This is a genomic window from Pseudoalteromonas luteoviolacea DSM 6061, from assembly GCF_001625655.1.
Lineage (GTDB): Bacteria > Pseudomonadota > Gammaproteobacteria > Enterobacterales > Alteromonadaceae > Pseudoalteromonas > Pseudoalteromonas luteoviolacea.
The window spans coordinates 34,228-51,364 of record NZ_AUYB01000081.1 but is presented as its reverse complement, the minus strand read 5'-3'; the positions used below and the strand labels follow the sequence as shown (position 1 = coordinate 51,364).

The following is a 17,137-nucleotide window of genomic DNA, read 5'->3' as shown; positions in this document are numbered from 1 at the left end:
GAAATCTTGCGGTATGGAAGTTCTATGTTATCCCTAGACAGATATAAGCATATGAATTTAAAAGGGGATTTGTTCGGTGGTGTGACCACTGCGATTATTTCTCTTCCCCTAGCCCTCGCCTTCGGGGTCGCTTCTGGTGCCGGTGCAGAAGCAGGTATGTGGGGCGCTATTCTCGTCGGTCTTTTCGCTGCCTTATTCGGCGGTTCAACCTCCTTGATTTCTGAGCCAACAGGTCCGATGACGGTTATAATGACCGCAGTTTTGACCACTATGATGGCCCAGTATCCTGAAAATGGTCTCGCAATGGGCTTTACTGTCGTAATGATGGCAGGCGCATTTCAAATCCTGTTGGGCACATTAAAATTAGGCAAATATGTCACCTTAATGCCTTACAGTGTTATATCTGGATTTATGTCTGGAATCGGGGTCATTCTCATCATTTTACAACTTGCTCCATTGCTTGGACACCAAGCGCCCGCAGGCGGTGTGTTGGGCACTTTAAGTGCACTCCCCAGCTTAATACTGGACTTACATTTTGCTGAGCTATTTTTAGGTATCGTTACTCTTGGTATCTTGTTTTACTTGCCACAAAAGTATCGCCAATATGTACCAGCACAGCTTGTTGCCCTCGTAGCAGTAACCCTCGTTTCTATTGTCATCTTTGATAAAGACAGCATTAATCGCATTGGAGAAATTCCAAGTGGCTTACCCTCTGTAGTTTGGCCTACCTTTACAACAGAACAATTCACTTCTATGGTGATTGATGCTCTTGTATTGGGTACACTGGGTTGTATAGATACATTACTAACTGCAGTCATTGGGGACAGTTTGACTAGAACTGAACATGACTCAGATAAAGAGCTACGTGGTCAAGGTGTCGCCAACATGATTTCTGGACTATTCGGCGCATTACCAGGTGCAGGTGCAACCATGGGCACGGTTGTTAATATTCAAGTTGGTGCAAGATCTCCATTAGCAGGAATTATTCGTGCATTAATACTCATGGCTGTCGTGTTTGTCGCAGGTAGCCTCACCGAGCCCATTCCGATGGCTGTACTAGCTGGCATTGCTGTTTACGTAGGTTACAACATCCTAGATTGGAGTTTTATCCAACGCGCCCACAAGCTAAGCATAAGCCAAATGACCATTATGTATGGTGTTATGCTGCTTACTGTATTTGTTGATTTGATAGTTGCTGTAGGATTAGGTGTTTTTATATCTAACATTATGGTTATTGAAAGACTTAGCCGCGTACAAGAGCAGCATGTAAAAGCAATCAGTGACAGTGATACGGATGAAGATGTCCCACTGAGCAAACACGAAAAGTCATTACTTGAAAAAGCTCAGGGCAAGTTATTATTCTTTTACTTGTCAGGGCCAATGATATTCAGTGTTTCGAAAGCTATCGCGCGTCAGCACCGCCAAATCAGTGAATACAAAACAATGGTTTTGGACTTAAGTGATGTTGCGATGCTCGATGTTACGGTGAGTCTAGCTATTGAAAATGCAATCTCAGATGCCGTTGATGCGAACGTTCAAGTTTTTATTTATTCACCTAATCAAGAAACGACCGAAAAACTTAATAAAATTAATGTTCGCGAAAAACTCGGTGATGATGCATTTTGCCAAAGTCGCGAATCGGCATTAAATAAAGCTTTGGAGGCGATGTCTATACAGCAAAAGGACTAAGGCACCGCCAACCCTTTTGCTAAATACTCTAGCAACTCCCTTACCGAAGTGGGTAAATATCGTCTGGGTGGATACACCGCCCAGATCCCCTCTGATTCTGGCTTAAATTGGTCAAGTACTTCCACTAATGCGTTACTAGATATTGCTTCTTCTACATAGTAGTGAGGCAATTGTACCAGCCCCAGCCCCTGAATTGCGGCATCAACGAGCGCCCACCCACTGTTGCATCTAAGTCGGCCTTTAGCATTAAAATGAGTCTCCTTTCCTTGTTTAACAAACCGCCAAATGCTTGACTTACCAAGCAAGCAATAATGTTGTTCTAAATCTTCCAAAGTATTCAACTTCGGCGCATTGGTTAAATAGCTTGGCGCAGCACATACCAGTGTCTGACGATGAGCCAGCAACCGTGCTCTAAGTGAAGAGTCTTTTAAATTTCCTAGCCTAATTGCAAAATCAAAGCCCTGCTCTATCAGATCAAGCTGGTTGTTGTTTAGCTCCATGTCGACCTGAATATTGGGATATATGGACATAAACTGATTGATTAGTGGCATGATGTATTGCTCACCGTACATTACCGGGGCTGTGATTTTAATCTTTCCGGCTGGTTCTGCGTCCCTCTGTCTGAGTGCCGATGTCGCATCATCAAGCACATGCTGCAAATGTTTCGCATGAGACAAGAAGACATTTCCCTCTGTTGTCAGAGATAGTTTCCGCGTAGTTCTATTGAGCAGTTGATAACCCAGTGTGGCCTCTAATGCTTTAACACGTCGGCTAACTTGCGCTACAGAAGTATTTAATTGGTCCGCTGCGCCAGTAAAAGAACCACATATGGCCACAGCAACAAATTCATCAATGCCAACCCACCTATCCATTATTACAAATCCGTAAAAGTATTTTATTATATTAGAGATTATCAAAATAACATTAAGGGTTATACTAAGCTCATCTATAAAAGTAGGAAAAAACAAAATGGCACAATTTATTAAATCAAAGGCAGCGATCGCTTGGGGCCCTGGTAAACCACTCAGCATCGAAGAAGTTGATGTGATGATGCCTCAAGCGGGCGAAGTTTTAGTAAAAATTACTGCTACCGGCGTCTGCCATACTGACGCATTCACTCTATCAGGCGAAGACCCTGAGGGTGTATTCCCTGCAATTTTAGGACACGAAGGCGCCGGAATTGTCGAAGCTGTAGGCGAAGGTGTTACAGGAGTCTCAGTCGGCGACCATGTGATCCCTTTATATACACCAGAGTGTGGCGAATGTAAGTTTTGTACATCAGGAAAAACGAACCTTTGCCAAAAGATCAGAGAGACCCAAGGTAAGGGCCTAATGCCCGATGGCACGACCCGCTTTTATAAAGACGGAGAGCCAATTTACCATTACATGGGTACATCTACATTCTCAGAATACACAGTATTACCTGAGATCTCACTTGCAAAAGTGAATAAAGAGGCCCCGCTCGAAGAGATCTGTCTGCTAGGCTGTGGTGTTACAACTGGCATGGGCGCAGTTTTGAATACAGCAAAGGTTCAAAAAGGCGATACAGTCGCGATTTTTGGTTTAGGCGGAATTGGTCTTTCAGCAATCATTGGTGCAACAATGGCCGGAGCTGGCCGTATTATTGGTATCGACATAAACACAGACAAATTTGACCTTGCAACTAAGTTGGGCGCTACGGACCTTATTAACCCAAATGACTACGACAAACCAATCCAAGAAGTGATTGTTGAAATGACTGATGGCGGTGTTGATTTTTCCTTTGAGTGTATCGGTAACGTCAACGTAATGAGAAGCGCACTTGAATGTTGTCACAAAGGTTGGGGTGAATCGGTTATTATTGGTGTAGCTGGCGCTGGACAAGAGATATCGACAAGGCCTTTCCAACTTGTAACTGGACGAGTTTGGCGAGGAAGTGCTTTTGGTGGCGTTAAAGGTCGCTCAGAGCTTCCTGAAATCGTTGAACGCTACATGGCTGGTGAGTTCAAGTTAAATGACTTTATTACTCATACAATGGGACTCGAAGAAATTAATGAGGCCTTTGATTTAATGCACCAAGGTAAAAGTATTCGTTCAGTAATCCATTACTAAACATCATAAGTGGCAACATGGTATCCATTGTTGCCACTGTGCTCACTTTTATGCAAATAACCAACAGGTAGTTAAGTAAGTATGGAATTAATCAGCGAAAACAGAGTTTTTGGCGGATGGCATAAACGCTACAAACACGCTAGCCAAGTAAACAATTGCGATATGACCTTTGCAGTGTATCTTCCAGAACAAATCGAACATGGTAAAAAAGTTCCCGTATTGTACTGGTTATCTGGGCTAACATGTAATGACGAGAATTTTATGCAAAAAGCTGGCGTTTTTAAGTATGCCACAGACCATGGTATCGCCATCGTCGCTCCTGATACTAGTCCTCGAGGTGAAGGCGTCGCCGATGATCCTGATGGCGCATATGATTTTGGGTTAGGGGCCGGATTTTACGTGAACGCCACAGAAGCCCCCTTCGCTCGCCACTACAACATGTATGATTACATTACAAAGGAATTACCCAGTCTTATTGAAGAACACTTTCCGACTAGCAGCAAAAAAAGTATTAGTGGCCACTCAATGGGTGGACATGGCGCTTTAACAATTGGCTTGCGAAATAGCCTTGCATACGAAAGTATTTCTGCTTTCGCTCCAATCGTAAACCCCATTGATTGTCCTTGGGGACAAAAAGCGCTTAGTGGCTACCTAGGTACAAACAAAAGTGCATGGTTAGAGTATGACGCAACGGAGTTAATGAAAGCGACCGCATATGCTAGAAAATTGCCTATAAAAATCGATCAGGGTAATGCCGATCAGTTTTTAGAGGCGCAGCTAAAACCAGCACATTTCTTGGAAGCTGCCAAAAAGAATGGTTATGACGTTGAATTCGAAAGTCATGAAGGATACGACCACAGTTACTTTTTCATCTCGTCTTTTATCGAACAACATATCGCGTTCCATGCTATGTGTCTAAATGAAAAGTAGAGGTTGATTGAAGACCTGCTTGTTTTAGTTGCCAAGTGTAAAAACTAGAATGAAAAAAGGCGCTTTTCCCTAGCGCCTTTAACTGCTTAACATTATTCTGTTACTTACTAATATCTTGATATTGGTTTAATCCACTCAAAGATATAGCTTGCTCAAAGCCAGGTATTTGAAGTGCGCTTTGGTCGAGCGTTAATTCAGACTCATCTATCATCCCATTTCCAAAACGATAGATAAGCTCGTATTGCCCCTTATCTGCTGCTAACTTATAGGCTTGCTGACTGTCAGTCGTATCACGTAATTTCAGCTCGTAAGAAGCTATTGCATCTTCGCCGTGACGCTTATGCAACAATTGTTGTGTTACTTTTGGTGAAAACACAGTAGCAGTTGCATTGTTACCACCAAAGCCTTTTGAATTGATGAATGCAACATCCATTTCACCACATTCATAGTGTTCAGTACGAATGTCAAGGTGCTCACTCCAAACATCATCTGCAACTTTATCAATGGTAGTGATACCAGGCATAATTTTGTGGCTAAACACACCCAATGCCATAGCAAGCTGGTCACCAGATGCAGGTGCAATTGTATGGCCAACAAACGCTTTCGGCGCAGCTAGCTTCCAACCTTCAATCGAGAATGCTTCTGCAACTCTATGATAAATAGCTGATTCAGTGACACGATTTTGCGGTGTACTTGAACCATGAGCAAGTATAAAACTGCGTTTTTGAAGCGATTCTGTGCCAACAATTTGTTGTGCCAGTGCTACAGATTTAGCCATAGTAATGTAGTTGCCTGGACCCGGAGCTGTAATTGACTTTTTAACGCCATCAGCATTAACAAAGACGTCTACAACCGACCCCATAACTTGTGCACCTAGCTCTAAAGCCAACTTGTCATCCATTAAAATAGCGACTTGCGCACCTTCACCAATAGTAAAACCACAGTTTTCGCCAAACGGACGACTTGTCCTGCGATGATCTGCCACATCCGAGTTATCAAGCTTTTTAAGACCTTCTTCGTTGGCAAGTGCACCCATATTACCAAAACCTTCGATAACTTCTGGTGTAAGCGCACATTCCACACTTGCAACAACCGCAATACGAGTACGCCCAGCTTGAATGTCATTGACCGCTGCTCTCAAGTTATACAAGAATGTTGCACATGCTCCGGTTGTAGAAAAAGTTGTACCAACACTGCCCGTCACGTAGGCGTTGATGAAATCAGTTGACATCGTATTCAAGCCTAAAGCTAATTGCTTTGTGCTGACACGATCACCTTTTAATCGGCTACGAACAAGGCCACCGAGGCCTTCAGCGTCCATTTGACCCGCCACAGATGCTGAGTATGTACCAATCTCGTCAGGTCTGACGCTATTCATTACAAAGTCCCAATCTAAGCCAGTAGACTTGATTGCGTCAGTTGCAGCGAAAATAGTGGCCTGTAAGCCACGTGGCTGATATCGGCTATTGTACATATTGGCTGGTTCAAAACCGGTTGGTAATTGACCAGCAGCTTTTATAGGATTGTCTCTATAGCTATCATGTTTGATTTCAAGTTGCTCTGGTACCCGAACACTCACCGTTTTCGGTTCGATTTCCTCAACCACCCAGCTACTTGGCAATGGTGATGGTAGGTCTCGCTTTCTGCATGTGAAGGTTATCCCTTCATTGCTATTTGCTGTAATAGTTAGTTTTTGCTGCCAATGCGTTGCATCAACATCAAAATGATTTTTTTCAATTTTTCGGATTAGAGTGCCATCAACTACCTGCTTACCAAACTTGCTTTCTATATCTTTGGCAGTGATGAACTCACCATCTTGGGTTACTAACTCGCCATCTTTAAAAGATACAAGGTTCATCAACGTAGCGAGGCCAAGAAAAGTCTCTTCTCTCGCAGCATCATCAAGTTTATCAAGTATAATTCTTCGGTATCCTTGGTGAAACGACGTACGCCCTGCTGCGTTAATGCCGCCCATACCGACAATGATAGGTAATGCTGTCATATATAACTCATTTAATACTTATTTGTTGCAATAATTCTAGAATGAAGTAGATAATATAACTTTACATATTCCGCCACTATTAGTTCATTTTTCGCCAACACCAAGAGGTCAGATGAGTTTGAATGGATCGTATTAAAATAGCACTCACCTTATATGAACAATTATTGATCACCAGTGTGACCTTACCCATCGAAATGCTGCGAGCAGGAGAAGCTTTTGCAAAACGTCACAACCGAGAATCATTTACTCCTCTTGAAATCAGCTGCTTAAGTCAAACTGGCGAGTCAATAAAAACACCTATTGGGCTCTCAATGGAGGTGCACTCTGACTTCATTGCCTTGCAGGATTACGATTACATAATTGTGCCAAGTATTTGGCGAAACCCTAGGCCAGTTGTCGCACATAACCCTGAACTTGCAAATAACTTATCTAAAGCGTGGTATCACGGTGCAACCTTTATTGGAGTCGGTACAGGCGTTTGTTTTTTGGCAGAATCAGGCATGCTTGACAGCCATTCAGCGACAACGCACTGGCATTACGCAAAGCAATTCACCAAAAGTTATCCACATGTAGAGTTAAAACCAGATTACTTTATAACTCAATCAGATAGAATATATACCGTCGCGAGCCTCAATGCGCTTGCAGATGTGGTGGTACATTTAATCGGTCAATTCTATGGAAAAGATGCTGCGAATCACGTCCAACAGAACTTCTCTCATGAAATTAGAAAACCCTATGAAGAGCAACGCTACCTTGAAGGGGCTGTTGATAGACACAGTGATGAACAAATTGCAGCAATTCAATTTTGGCTTAAAAATAATGCAAGCTCTGTTACCTCTCTGAGCGATGTAGCTGAGCAATTTGATATGAGCTACCGAAGCTTTAATCGTAGGTTCAAGTCAGCGACTGGGAAAACAGCCATAAGCTATATTCAAGAAGTGAGAATTCAGCAAGCATCTGAGTTATTATCCTCAACCAATTTGAGCATTCAGGATATTGCGCTAACTGTTGGATTCACTTCTCAAAGCCAGCTATCGCGAGCGTTTAAGGAGCAAATGAATCAAACTCCCAGTAGTTACAGACAAATAGTAAGAAAAAAGCTATTTTCCTAGCTGTTACAATATGGCCTCAACATAAAGAACTTGTGTGCGGCCATTAAAATTAAACTCAACTTCATCATCTAAACGTTTATTTTTAATAGCTTGCCCTAAAGGTGACTCTAAAGTTAAAACAAGTACACGTGTTTGCGCTATCTCAATTTTTAGGCCACCTTCTGTTGGCCCAATGTAGTACCAACTTGTTACATCTGACTCATCAGATAGCTGAACTAATGTTCCTTCTTTTACACTGGCTTCAGCATTCATGCTGTAGGACTCTTCAAAGCGTTTAATAGCTTGAACTACCTGCTCTACCCTCTCACTTTGACCTTCAGCAAGATAACCAGATTCGATACTTAAAGAATCGTACTGAGTCTCCGCTGCACTTTGTTCATGTATTGCATCTTGTCGCGCACTATTTGCAGCTGCTTTAGCTTCATATAGCTTACCTTCCAGCGCAAGCTTCAAGGCTTCTATAACAACTATCTTTTTCACTATGCTCTCTTTAAAAATTAAAAAAGGGCCAAATGGCCCTTTAAAGAATCGATATATTTTATATTAAAATAAAGACTCAAAGCTACCGTCGGGGAATAAAACCCCTGGTACACGCCGGATTGTCCTTACATCACCGACTAGTTTGTCTCCGAAATAGAACCCACCAGTAAATAGCGTATCTTTCTTCTTAATGTCTATCCAATACCCATTTTTACCACGTACGATTAAGTTTATATTGCCACCAACATTGGTCACCGTAAGTTCGCTCACATGACCTCCCAAAATCATCGCAATGTTTGCAGTGCCAAAATTTGAGAAGGTATCTGGCTCACCGTCCAGCTGCATACGAAGGTCTTTTCCACCATTTAAAGCAAGCTCTAATTGCACACCAAACGTGAGATCAAGATCCTCATTAAGGGAGAGCGGAGAGCGCTCATTTGCGTAAATTCTAATCGGTGTATTTTGATTAGGCGTGTTTAGCACACCATTTATCGACAGATAAGGAACGATTGTTTTTGTTGATTTGATACTTAATGATTCACGAATTAAGTCCAAGTCAACTTTGCCCGTTAAAACAGCATTTTGCTGGGTCAGTTCCAAGTCTCCTTGTGCAGAAGAAATACCTACTACCTCTTGGATATTACTCGGGTCAAAACTACCAGTGGTGACAATTTCAAATCGTTCAAATTGCACTTCTAAATTAGTGCCCGGCTTAGTAACCGTGCCACCACCTGTACCGACAATTTTATCTCCAAGCGTCGGGCTAATACGCCACTCTGGTACAGTGATATCTAAGTTAACTTCATAGCCACGACGAACACCTGTAACCTGCCATCTGAAACTTGGCTGAGTTTCATAGGTAATATCTAAACCTGGTAGTTCATACTGACCATCAGCAGAACCCTCAAAAGGTGAAACATGCTTTACAACATCACCAATAACTTCACCAATGGTGACAAATGCTTCTTGAGCATCATTGCTGGCAATATTTTCAACATCTTCGAGCTTTTGTTTAAGCTCCTCACTGTATTGCTCTTCTTGTAACCTTAAGACACCTAAAGCATTTCTCACTTCAACAAGTAAATCTTTGCTGTATGGGGTTATTGATTCTTCATTCTTTCCTAACGCTCTCAAGTTAAATAACTCATTAACTTCGAGTAGAGTTCTAGCTGAATGTTCACGATATAGGATATTTGTTTCTTCCCCCATCAAAGTATCTAACAGATACTCATTTGCAAATGCAGCGTAAGAAGTCCAAGTCGCACTATCTTGTGACATCGCGTCGTTGAATGTATCAACAAACAAAGATGAGTTAACCACTCCAGAAGAATACTGCTGCATTATGTCAGCATAGGCCATTGCGTTTGCAACATATTCAGCTTTTCTTTTTTGAAACGCCGTATTGATAGTCAGTTGATAATGTGGAGTAGCAGTTAAAGACAATGGTCGACTATCATAATTGTCAGCAGAAACAGCATGTGAGAATGACGAGAAAAATAGCTGGTTCAATCCTGGAACAGGTAATGCAACGAGCTCCAGATTTATTTTGGCGTCTACAGGCTCACCAAAATCTATTTCATTATTTCCATTTAAGTCATTGGGATCATTCAACTTTGAGCGCCCACAACCTGTGGTCTTTGGACAATAAACTTGGTCGCTCTGCGGCTCAAATTTAAAACGATATTGCCCTCCGACAGTCAGTACCGTGCTGAATTGATTGAGTGACTCTACTTGATGAGTTGAAGACGTATTATCTTGTAAATTCGTAATGACCAATTCACCTTTTTGAGTCATAAAAGGCGGCATGTAAAAATCTATATTTGCCTCGAATTGTTCATTGATATCGTTACCAAAGCCTGGCTCAATATCTGAAACTCGGGGAGCGTCTGCACCACTCCCCCCACATCCTACCAAAGCAATAGACAGGGCATATATTGCACTTAACTTTTTCATAATTACTCCCTAGAACGCCAATTTCAAAAACCAATTAACGTTTGCATAATATGCATCGTCTAAATCTAGCTTGTCAGTTTTAATAGAAGCGCCAAAGTACTTATTCGCTATCCCTACTTCCACCGCTTTAGAGTGGGTTTCATAGCCTGTAAACACTTTCCAGTCGTCGTTAAAGTAATAATTTACGTTACCTTGCACGAAGGTATCGTTATTGAAGAATCGTGTAAAAAGATCAAATGAAAACTGGTTATTGTAGCGATATGACACGTCGAAGTAATATCGCGCATCATGCTCAAAGGAATATTCGATTTCTTGCCCAAAAGCAGACGTACGAAGACGTATAGAAGGTTCAGTTACAATGCTATCGCCTTGTTCGGTAAATGGCACATCTGTTGTAAAACCATTTACAAAGCCTGCGCCTTCATACTTAGTCTCATTGACTATATCTAGCCCTCTAAGCGATACAAACAGATCCTCAGTTACTTGCCAATTAATCGCTAAATCAAAGGAGTAACCCTTCCCTTGTGGTCTTTCTTCTGGTGTAAAAGTCTTAAACAGTATATCTCGTGAAAAATAATATTCTGTTTCCAAAGCTCCTTTAATTTCATCACTGAAAACGGTGCCGTCAACAACGGCATCTTGAAAATGGGCACTTTGGTAATAGGTAATCTTAGGTGTAATTGTCAATCCGTGGCCCAGTACATCAATGTCATATGCTAAAAAAACGCCATGGGTCGTTGATTGTTTACCCTTTAATAAATAACGGTAGTCCCTTTTTTCAAACGGTAAATCATTTTTTTCTAAATAAGTAAATAATGCAGTATCAGGGTCGAATTCCAGCACATAGTTGTATCTACTTTGTGCTCCCAAAGAAACGCCTTTGTACTTCACACCAAGTTCAAAAATATTGTAAGTAAATGCGCTATCACCAGAAGTTAAGGGGTGGTCAAATTCATCTAAAAAAGACTTAACTGGTTGCGCTTCAGTATAGATTTCAGAGTCAAAGCTATGAATAAGCTCTATATCTGCTGCGAATGCGGTTGATGCGGTAAACAACGCTAAAGTAGTAAAACTGGTTTTAATCATAAGCGGGTAAAACAAAGGCGGAACAAGTTCCGCCTTCCCTTTGTTATTATATTATTTCTAATTGCCTGACTGGCCTAAAAAGTCGATGTTTGTATAGTCTATAGACACTCCATCAAGATACGTGACTCTGAAGCCATTCTCGATTTCAAGCACATCACCCACTTTTAAAGGTGTAGTATTGTTGTTAATAGACACTTCACCAACGAGTGGTGCATCAGTATCAACAAGATTCACGTTGAATGCATAACCATTGAATAGGTCAAGCATCACTTTAGCCATACCCAGTTGATCGTTACCATTCTCGTTTCTAAGGTCTAGATCAATACTCATTGCTAAACCTTCAGTGGTACCACTGATATTAACCTGTGCGATTTCAACAGCATCATCTACAAATAAAGAAGTTGGATTGCCATTTAAATCTTCAGATGTCATGACAGCGTGCATTGTGCCACTGAAGCCAAACGGTCCATCGATAAACTCTACGATATTGAAAGTCTCTGCTTTAGATGCTTCAAAATCTTTAGCGTCTTCTATCGTCGAAATATTTCCATCTATTGAAATAACAGAGCAAGATGCGTTCGGTGATGCGATTGTGCCTAATGCCCAACGCTCACATTCTGCAAGATCTGGTGATTTTACTTCTGCAGTTTGCCCATCGGTGGTTTTCAATACACCACTCCAAGTTAGGATGATTCGGCTTGATGCACCAGAGTTAACCTGAGCAACAGCAGACATTTCAGTCCCTTCTTGCGTGTTTTTCAGCTCAATTTGATAGCCATCCGTGTCATATGTGTAGGTCCACTCAGGGTAGTTTGGCGCTGTGCCAGAATGCTGACCAGAGCCCAAGTCTTGATCCCAAATATCTCTGACTACATCGTAGACGACTTCACCAGCATTAAATACTGAATCAGCGCCTTCTTTTGTGACAAAGTTAATAGACGTAAGTCTTGTTGTACCCTCTTTGCCTCTTGCTATGTCAAAATTAGACTCAATTTGAGTTCTCAACGCTCGAATTGCCTGCTCTTTCGCTCTGAAAGCAGTTATGTCTGAATTCAACTGGGTTTCTATCGCAATCACTTCCGCTAGAATTTGCTCAGCTTCTTCTTTTTGAGCGTCTGAAGCAGATGCAACGTAACTTTCTGCACGCGTTTTGGCCAACGCCAAATCGTCGGTTATCGCACCGATAGTGCTATTTATTTCACTGAATAATTCAATGGCACTTTGCGCCGTAGCTAAAGCAATTTGAAGGGAGCTTGTATCAGTGGCTCCAGCGAGCTGACTATTTGCATCTTCAACAGTGTTATCTAATGCTGTATTTTGGGCATTGAATGTAGTCTGAGTTGCCGCAATTCGCGCTAGAGCTGTCTCTGCGAGTACTTTGTCTGCGTTGCTTCCATCACCAATAGCATCAGTTGCTTTTTGTAATTCAGCGTTTGCACTCGCAATTAGTGCAGTATAGTTTGTACCTAACGTTTCTGAACTCTGCAACAACGTTTGTGACGTAGTAACTATTGTTTGAGCTGCATTGGTTAAGCTAACAAATGATTCGGCACTACTTAAAATTAAAGTCACTTCAGCTGTTAAGTTAGTAATATCTGAAGCTAATTTATTAGATGCTATTGTAACCACCAGGCCATCTGCCAGCTGTAAATAAGCCGCTTTTTGCGCATCAGTATCCAATGTTTGACCTGCAGTAACTACACTCGCTAAAGCTGTATTCAGTGCATCAAACTGACCATTCAAAGTCGTAAATCTAGATTGCGCACTATTCAAAGCCTCGTTAAGCTGAGTAACCCCTTCATTAACAAATGATTGGTCATCTGTATCACACGCATCTCCAGTACAACCCAAATCTTCTACAGCTTTCTTCGAATCCTCAGCTGCATCACCTAAAGTTGACTCGTCGGTCGCACCAGAATCAATTGCGTTATCACGTGCTTCTTTCGCCTTATCTGCTAAATCAGAAACCACATCATCGCTCAACTCAGGGGCAACCTCTTTCAAGGCTTCTTTAATTGCATCAATATCACCGCTCGCGATAGCAACAAATACTGTCGCGGTTTTATTCACTTCCTCTTGAAGCGTATTCGCAAGTGATGCAACAGCCTGGTTGTTACTACCTTTGACTGCGCCCCCAGTCACACCTTCTTTTAACGTGCCAATCACTGTATCAAGAGTCGAATTACTCCCACCGTTTGAAGCAATATTTTGTAGAGTTGAAGCAACATTGATAAGCGCAAGCGTACCTGCATCGATAACATCTTCTGAATCAACATTAGTAAAGTCGACCGCGCCGCCATTAGAAATATCACCGGCTAGTAAGACTGCTTCTTTTGCAGCATCAGGGCCCAGCAACAGCAACAACGTACTTAAACTCGCTTGCGAAATTGCTGCGCTAGTAATTTCATTGCCGTTTTGAGACTCTGATTGTAATAATGCAGACGCTAGGCTGGTAAATATAGTGGCATTTGCTGTGTAAGCCTTGGTAGTACCCTCTGCACCTTTAGCTTTTCGATTTGCTTGAGCTGTAATTTGCTTTACAACATTGAGCGTTAGGTCGTCTTGATACCACTCATCAAAATCCACTTTTAAGTTTGAGTTAACATCAAGGCTAGAAGCTTCTGTAAAACTGCCACAACCTAAAATTGCATCACACTTGATAAAACCACTCGTTTTCGTCGTTTTCACCGTAATGTATAATGAACCACTAAAGCTTTGATCGATATAAAACCCATAGGTTCCATCATCACCTGTCTGTAAAGAGCTTGGGCTACCGGCTATTATCTGTGCATTTGCCTTTTCAATTGCAGCATTTTCAGATGTAGAAGTTGCTTTCTCCTCAACACTACCCAACTCAGCTCTAAATGCGACGTCCACCAACTCACCATTTTTGAGCTCTTTCACAGTCAACTCAGCATTTCTCATTGTTCCTTTAACTGCTTTACCTGAAACAAACACATTGAACTCAGCTGTTGCTGTACCTTCTACATCTGAAGGGTCCACGGGTGTTACAGGATCTACAGGTACAATTGAGGCACCATCTTCGCTATCGAATAAACTACAACCAGATAAGCCGAGAGTTAACGCTAGCGATGCTGCTACTGGGGTAAGGTAAATTTTTTTATTCACCACTGAGGCCTCCTTAATATGCCCAAGATTTTTCTTTTAATTATGTAAAGCGTAGTTGCAAAAGAGTAAAACTCTAGTACTGAAGTATATTTTTTTGTTGGTTATTTAATACTTAGCTATATTAACAAGGTTGTTTTTACAGCAAAACCAAACACCAAAAACCCCCATTAAAGAAACAATTGAAACAAACCTCGCAACAATTGACTTAATAAGATAAAAATAACCACAAGCCTGCTATCTTAATGAAAACAAATTTACATTAAAAAGGCAATAAACAGATTTAACAAACATTTGAATTTAACTGTTAACTTTAATGGGTGCATGAAAACCAAAATAATTACAAACTTAGCGCAAAATAAATAAAGTGCTTACAAATCAGCTTGCATTGTGATTTTTTGACTAGGTGCATTACTATTGGTGTCCAAGTAAAGCACCTTACTTAGGAAAGCTATCGATAGGTATAAATACTAGGAGAGAAGTTCAACTCGTCATCATTGCTATCGAAAACCCGTAGCTTCCACTGCATTTCTGCAAGATTACACGAACCCACCATAGCTTCTGCACGCCATTTTCCCGATTCTTCTTTTACAAACGAGACTGGTATTTTGCCCATGTACATGGAAACCCCTTCCAAATAAGCAGTTTGGATATCAATAGGCTCTTCAAACTTAAACATAATACCGAAAGGAGTCTCTGGTTTTGGCGTATCAGCATCCACCCAAAATTTAACTCCCTTCTTTATAAGACATGGATTTATAGATGTGCAGTTTTTAGATTTAATTGAACGTTCACTTTTTTCTGAACTTTCATGTATACTTATACTATGGTCTGAACAAGCCGCCAGAAAAGAAACTAAAAATACCACTGCGAATGTTGAAAAATAGCGCATAATTTAAACAGACATCAGGCTTATAATTTAGCTCAATGTTACGCTTTTCGACTCCTTTGGGCTAGTGAAGTTTAGGTGATGTCTAGATTGCGAGCTTTAAAACTCGGCGCGCGTTATCAACTCACCAAAAACTTGATTGATGTCATGCTTTAGGGTGTTTTAGGTATCTTTTATTTTGCAAAAAAATTATTATTTCCTTGCAAAAATAAGGGTTTCTCGGGTTTGCTTTGTCACTTTTAGCGTACTCAAAGCGAGCCTGTTGAAATATAAAAATAGGGCCTGTTTAACAGGTTATTCATTTCTAATCGCATTAACTGCAGCGGAATCCAGAAAATGAGCCAAACAGTAGCATCACAAACTGAGTACAATTATAAAGTTGTACGCCAATTCGCTATAATGACAGTGATTTGGGGCATCGTTGGCATGGGTGTAGGTGTCTTTATCGCAGCGCAACTCGCTTGGCCTGCTTTAAACTTCGACATTCCATGGTTAACTTACTCTCGACTTCGTCCGTTACACACGAACGCTGTTATTTTCGCATTTGGTACAAGTGCATTATTTGCAACGTCTTATTATGTCGTTCAACGCACATGTCAAACGCGTCTATTCTCCGACAAATTAGCTTCATTTACTTTTTGGGGCTGGCAAGCAATTATTGTTGCGGCCGCAATCACTTTACCTTTAGGCATAACAAGCTCAAAAGAATATGCTGAGTTAGAGTGGCCGATTGATATCGCAATTGCTGTCGTTTGGGTAACTTATGCTGTGGTGTTTTTCGGCACACTTATAAACCGAAAAGTATCCCACATTTATGTTGCTAACTGGTTCTATGCAGGTTTTATCATTACTGTTGCTGTGTTGCATATTGTTAACAGCATGGCTGTTCCTGTATCACTTACAAAATCATACTCGATCTACGCAGGTGCTGTAGATGCTATGGTTCAGTGGTGGTACGGACACAACGCAATAGGTTTCTTACTTACAGCGGGTTTCTTAGGCATGATGTACTACTTTGTTCCTAAGCAAGCAGGCCGTCCAGTTTACTCTTACCGTTTATCTGTTGTTCACTTTTGGGCATTAGTATCTCTTTATATTTGGGCCGGTCCTCACCACTTACACTATACTGCCCTACCTGATTGGACACAGTCACTAGGTATGGTTATGTCAGTTATTCTATTTGTCCCTTCTTGGGGTGGTATGATCAACGGTATTATGACACTTTCTGGCGCTTGGCATAAGCTTCGTACTGACCCAGTACTTAGATTCCTTGTGGTGTCGTTATCATTCTATGGCATGTCGACTTTCGAAGGCCCAATGATGGCTATCAAGTCAGTTAACGCCCTATCTCATTATACAGATTGGACCGTTGGTCATGTTCACTCTGGTGCACTTGGTTGGGTTGCGATGATATCTATTGGTGCTATCTACCACCTAATTCCAGCACTATTCGGCCATTCAAACATGTATAGCGTTAAATTAGTCAACACCCATTTCTGGTTACACACAGTAGGCGTTGTTTTATATATCGTAGCTATGTGGATATCTGGTGTTATGCAAGGTCTGATGTGGCGCGCGGTAAACTCTGACGGCACATTAATGTACAGCTTTGTACAGTCTCTTGAAGCCTCTTATCCGTTCTATGTTATGCGCTTCCTAGGTGGTGTGTTCATTGTAGTTGGTATGTTAGTTATGGCTTATAACGTATACCGCACAGTTACAGCAAAAAGTGGCTCTTTGGCTACTGATGCAAACACGCAAATGGCTTAAGGGGTACCG

The 17,137-nt window shown here is 41.4% G+C and carries 12 protein-coding genes; 5 read left to right on the top strand and 7 right to left on the bottom strand.

The genetic code is table 11. The features are described from left to right. Nucleotides 1-24: 24 nt before the first annotated feature. On the top strand, nt 25-1,689 hold the full coding sequence (locus tag N475_RS04320) for a SulP family inorganic anion transporter (protein ID WP_063357246.1): 1,665 nt from the start codon (nt 25-27) through the stop codon (nt 1,687-1,689). Here the strand turns inward: N475_RS04320 and N475_RS04315 are convergent. After that, entirely contained in the window at nt 1,686-2,561 is an 876-nt protein-coding gene (locus N475_RS04315) for a LysR family transcriptional regulator (protein ID WP_063364739.1), read from the bottom strand. The two genes, N475_RS04320 and N475_RS04315, sit on opposite strands and share 4 nt — an antisense overlap. Nucleotides 2,562-2,658: 97 nt before the next feature. Between N475_RS04315 and N475_RS04310 the strand changes: the two genes are divergently transcribed. Further along, nucleotides 2,659-3,780, top strand: coding sequence for an S-(hydroxymethyl)glutathione dehydrogenase/class III alcohol dehydrogenase (locus N475_RS04310; protein WP_063364738.1), 1,122 nt, complete (start codon nt 2,659-2,661; stop codon nt 3,778-3,780). A gap of 81 nt (nt 3,781-3,861) precedes the next feature. Next, the gene (fghA, locus tag N475_RS04305) at nt 3,862-4,710 is read left to right on the top strand and encodes an S-formylglutathione hydrolase (RefSeq protein ID WP_063357249.1); all 849 of its coding nucleotides are present in this window, start codon (nt 3,862-3,864) and stop codon (nt 4,708-4,710) included. Nucleotides 4,711-4,810: 100 nt separating this feature from the next. Here fghA and N475_RS04300 read toward each other — a convergent pair whose 3' ends face one another. Then, nucleotides 4,811-6,712: a beta-ketoacyl synthase gene (locus tag N475_RS04300; RefSeq protein WP_063364737.1), complete on the bottom strand. Its 1,902-nt coding sequence runs from the start codon at nt 6,710-6,712 to the stop codon at nt 4,811-4,813. Nucleotides 6,713-6,834: 122 nt separating this feature from the next. Here N475_RS04300 and N475_RS04295 point away from each other — a divergent pair, with 122 nt between their 5' ends. Beyond that, complete coding sequence (locus N475_RS04295) at nt 6,835-7,824, top strand: GlxA family transcriptional regulator (protein WP_063357251.1); 990 nt, start codon at nt 6,835-6,837, stop codon at nt 7,822-7,824. A 3-nt stretch (nt 7,825-7,827) separates the two neighbouring features. Here N475_RS04295 and N475_RS04290 read toward each other — a convergent pair whose 3' ends face one another. From N475_RS04290 to N475_RS25345, 5 genes are all read right to left on the bottom strand, one after another. Then, nucleotides 7,828-8,304: a hypothetical protein gene (locus tag N475_RS04290; protein WP_063357252.1), complete on the bottom strand. Its 477-nt coding sequence runs from the start codon at nt 8,302-8,304 to the stop codon at nt 7,828-7,830. A gap of 63 nt (nt 8,305-8,367) precedes the next feature. Continuing rightward, entirely contained in the window at nt 8,368-10,257 is a 1,890-nt protein-coding gene (locus tag N475_RS04285) for a hypothetical protein (protein WP_063357253.1), read from the bottom strand. A gap of 9 nt (nt 10,258-10,266) precedes the next feature. Beyond that, nucleotides 10,267-11,343 (bottom strand): hypothetical protein, encoded by a 1,077-nt coding sequence (locus N475_RS04280; RefSeq protein ID WP_063357254.1) that lies wholly within the window; start codon nt 11,341-11,343, stop codon nt 10,267-10,269. A gap of 57 nt (nt 11,344-11,400) precedes the next feature. Next, on the bottom strand, nt 11,401-14,475 hold the full coding sequence (locus tag N475_RS04275) for a YhgE/Pip domain-containing protein (RefSeq protein WP_063364736.1): 3,075 nt from the start codon (nt 14,473-14,475) through the stop codon (nt 11,401-11,403). Nucleotides 14,476-14,920: 445 nt separating this feature from the next. Further along, a complete protein-coding gene (locus N475_RS25345) occupies nt 14,921-15,190 on the bottom strand; it encodes a hypothetical protein (RefSeq protein WP_142048100.1) in 270 nt (89 codons plus the stop codon). A gap of 504 nt (nt 15,191-15,694) precedes the next feature. On the opposite strand from N475_RS25345, the gene ccoN reads away from it, so the two are divergent. After that, entirely contained in the window at nt 15,695-17,128 is a 1,434-nt protein-coding gene (gene ccoN / locus N475_RS04265) for a cytochrome-c oxidase, cbb3-type subunit I (protein ID WP_063364734.1), read from the top strand. The last annotated feature ends 9 nt before the right edge of the window (nt 17,129-17,137 follow it).

Bases quoted from the DNA above. Each gene is read 5' to 3' on its own strand.
- N475_RS04315 (WP_063364739.1), bottom strand. From the start codon at position 2,561: ATGGATAGGTGGGTTGGCATTGATGAATTTGTTGCTGTGGCCATATGT.
- fghA (WP_063357249.1), top strand. From the start codon at position 3,862: ATGGAATTAATCAGCGAAAACAGAGTTTTTGGCGGATGGCATAAACGC.
- N475_RS04285 (WP_063357253.1), bottom strand. From the start codon at position 10,257: ATGAAAAAGTTAAGTGCAATATATGCCCTGTCTATTGCTTTGGTAGGA.
- N475_RS04310 (WP_063364738.1), top strand. From the start codon at position 2,659: ATGGCACAATTTATTAAATCAAAGGCAGCGATCGCTTGGGGCCCTGGT.
- N475_RS04295 (WP_063357251.1), top strand. From the start codon at position 6,835: ATGGATCGTATTAAAATAGCACTCACCTTATATGAACAATTATTGATC.
- N475_RS04280 (WP_063357254.1), bottom strand. From the start codon at position 11,343: ATGATTAAAACCAGTTTTACTACTTTAGCGTTGTTTACCGCATCAACC.
- ccoN (WP_063364734.1), top strand. From the start codon at position 15,695: ATGAGCCAAACAGTAGCATCACAAACTGAGTACAATTATAAAGTTGTA.
- N475_RS04300 (WP_063364737.1), bottom strand. From the start codon at position 6,712: ATGACAGCATTACCTATCATTGTCGGTATGGGCGGCATTAACGCAGCA.
- N475_RS04320 (WP_063357246.1), top strand. From the start codon at position 25: ATGTTATCCCTAGACAGATATAAGCATATGAATTTAAAAGGGGATTTG.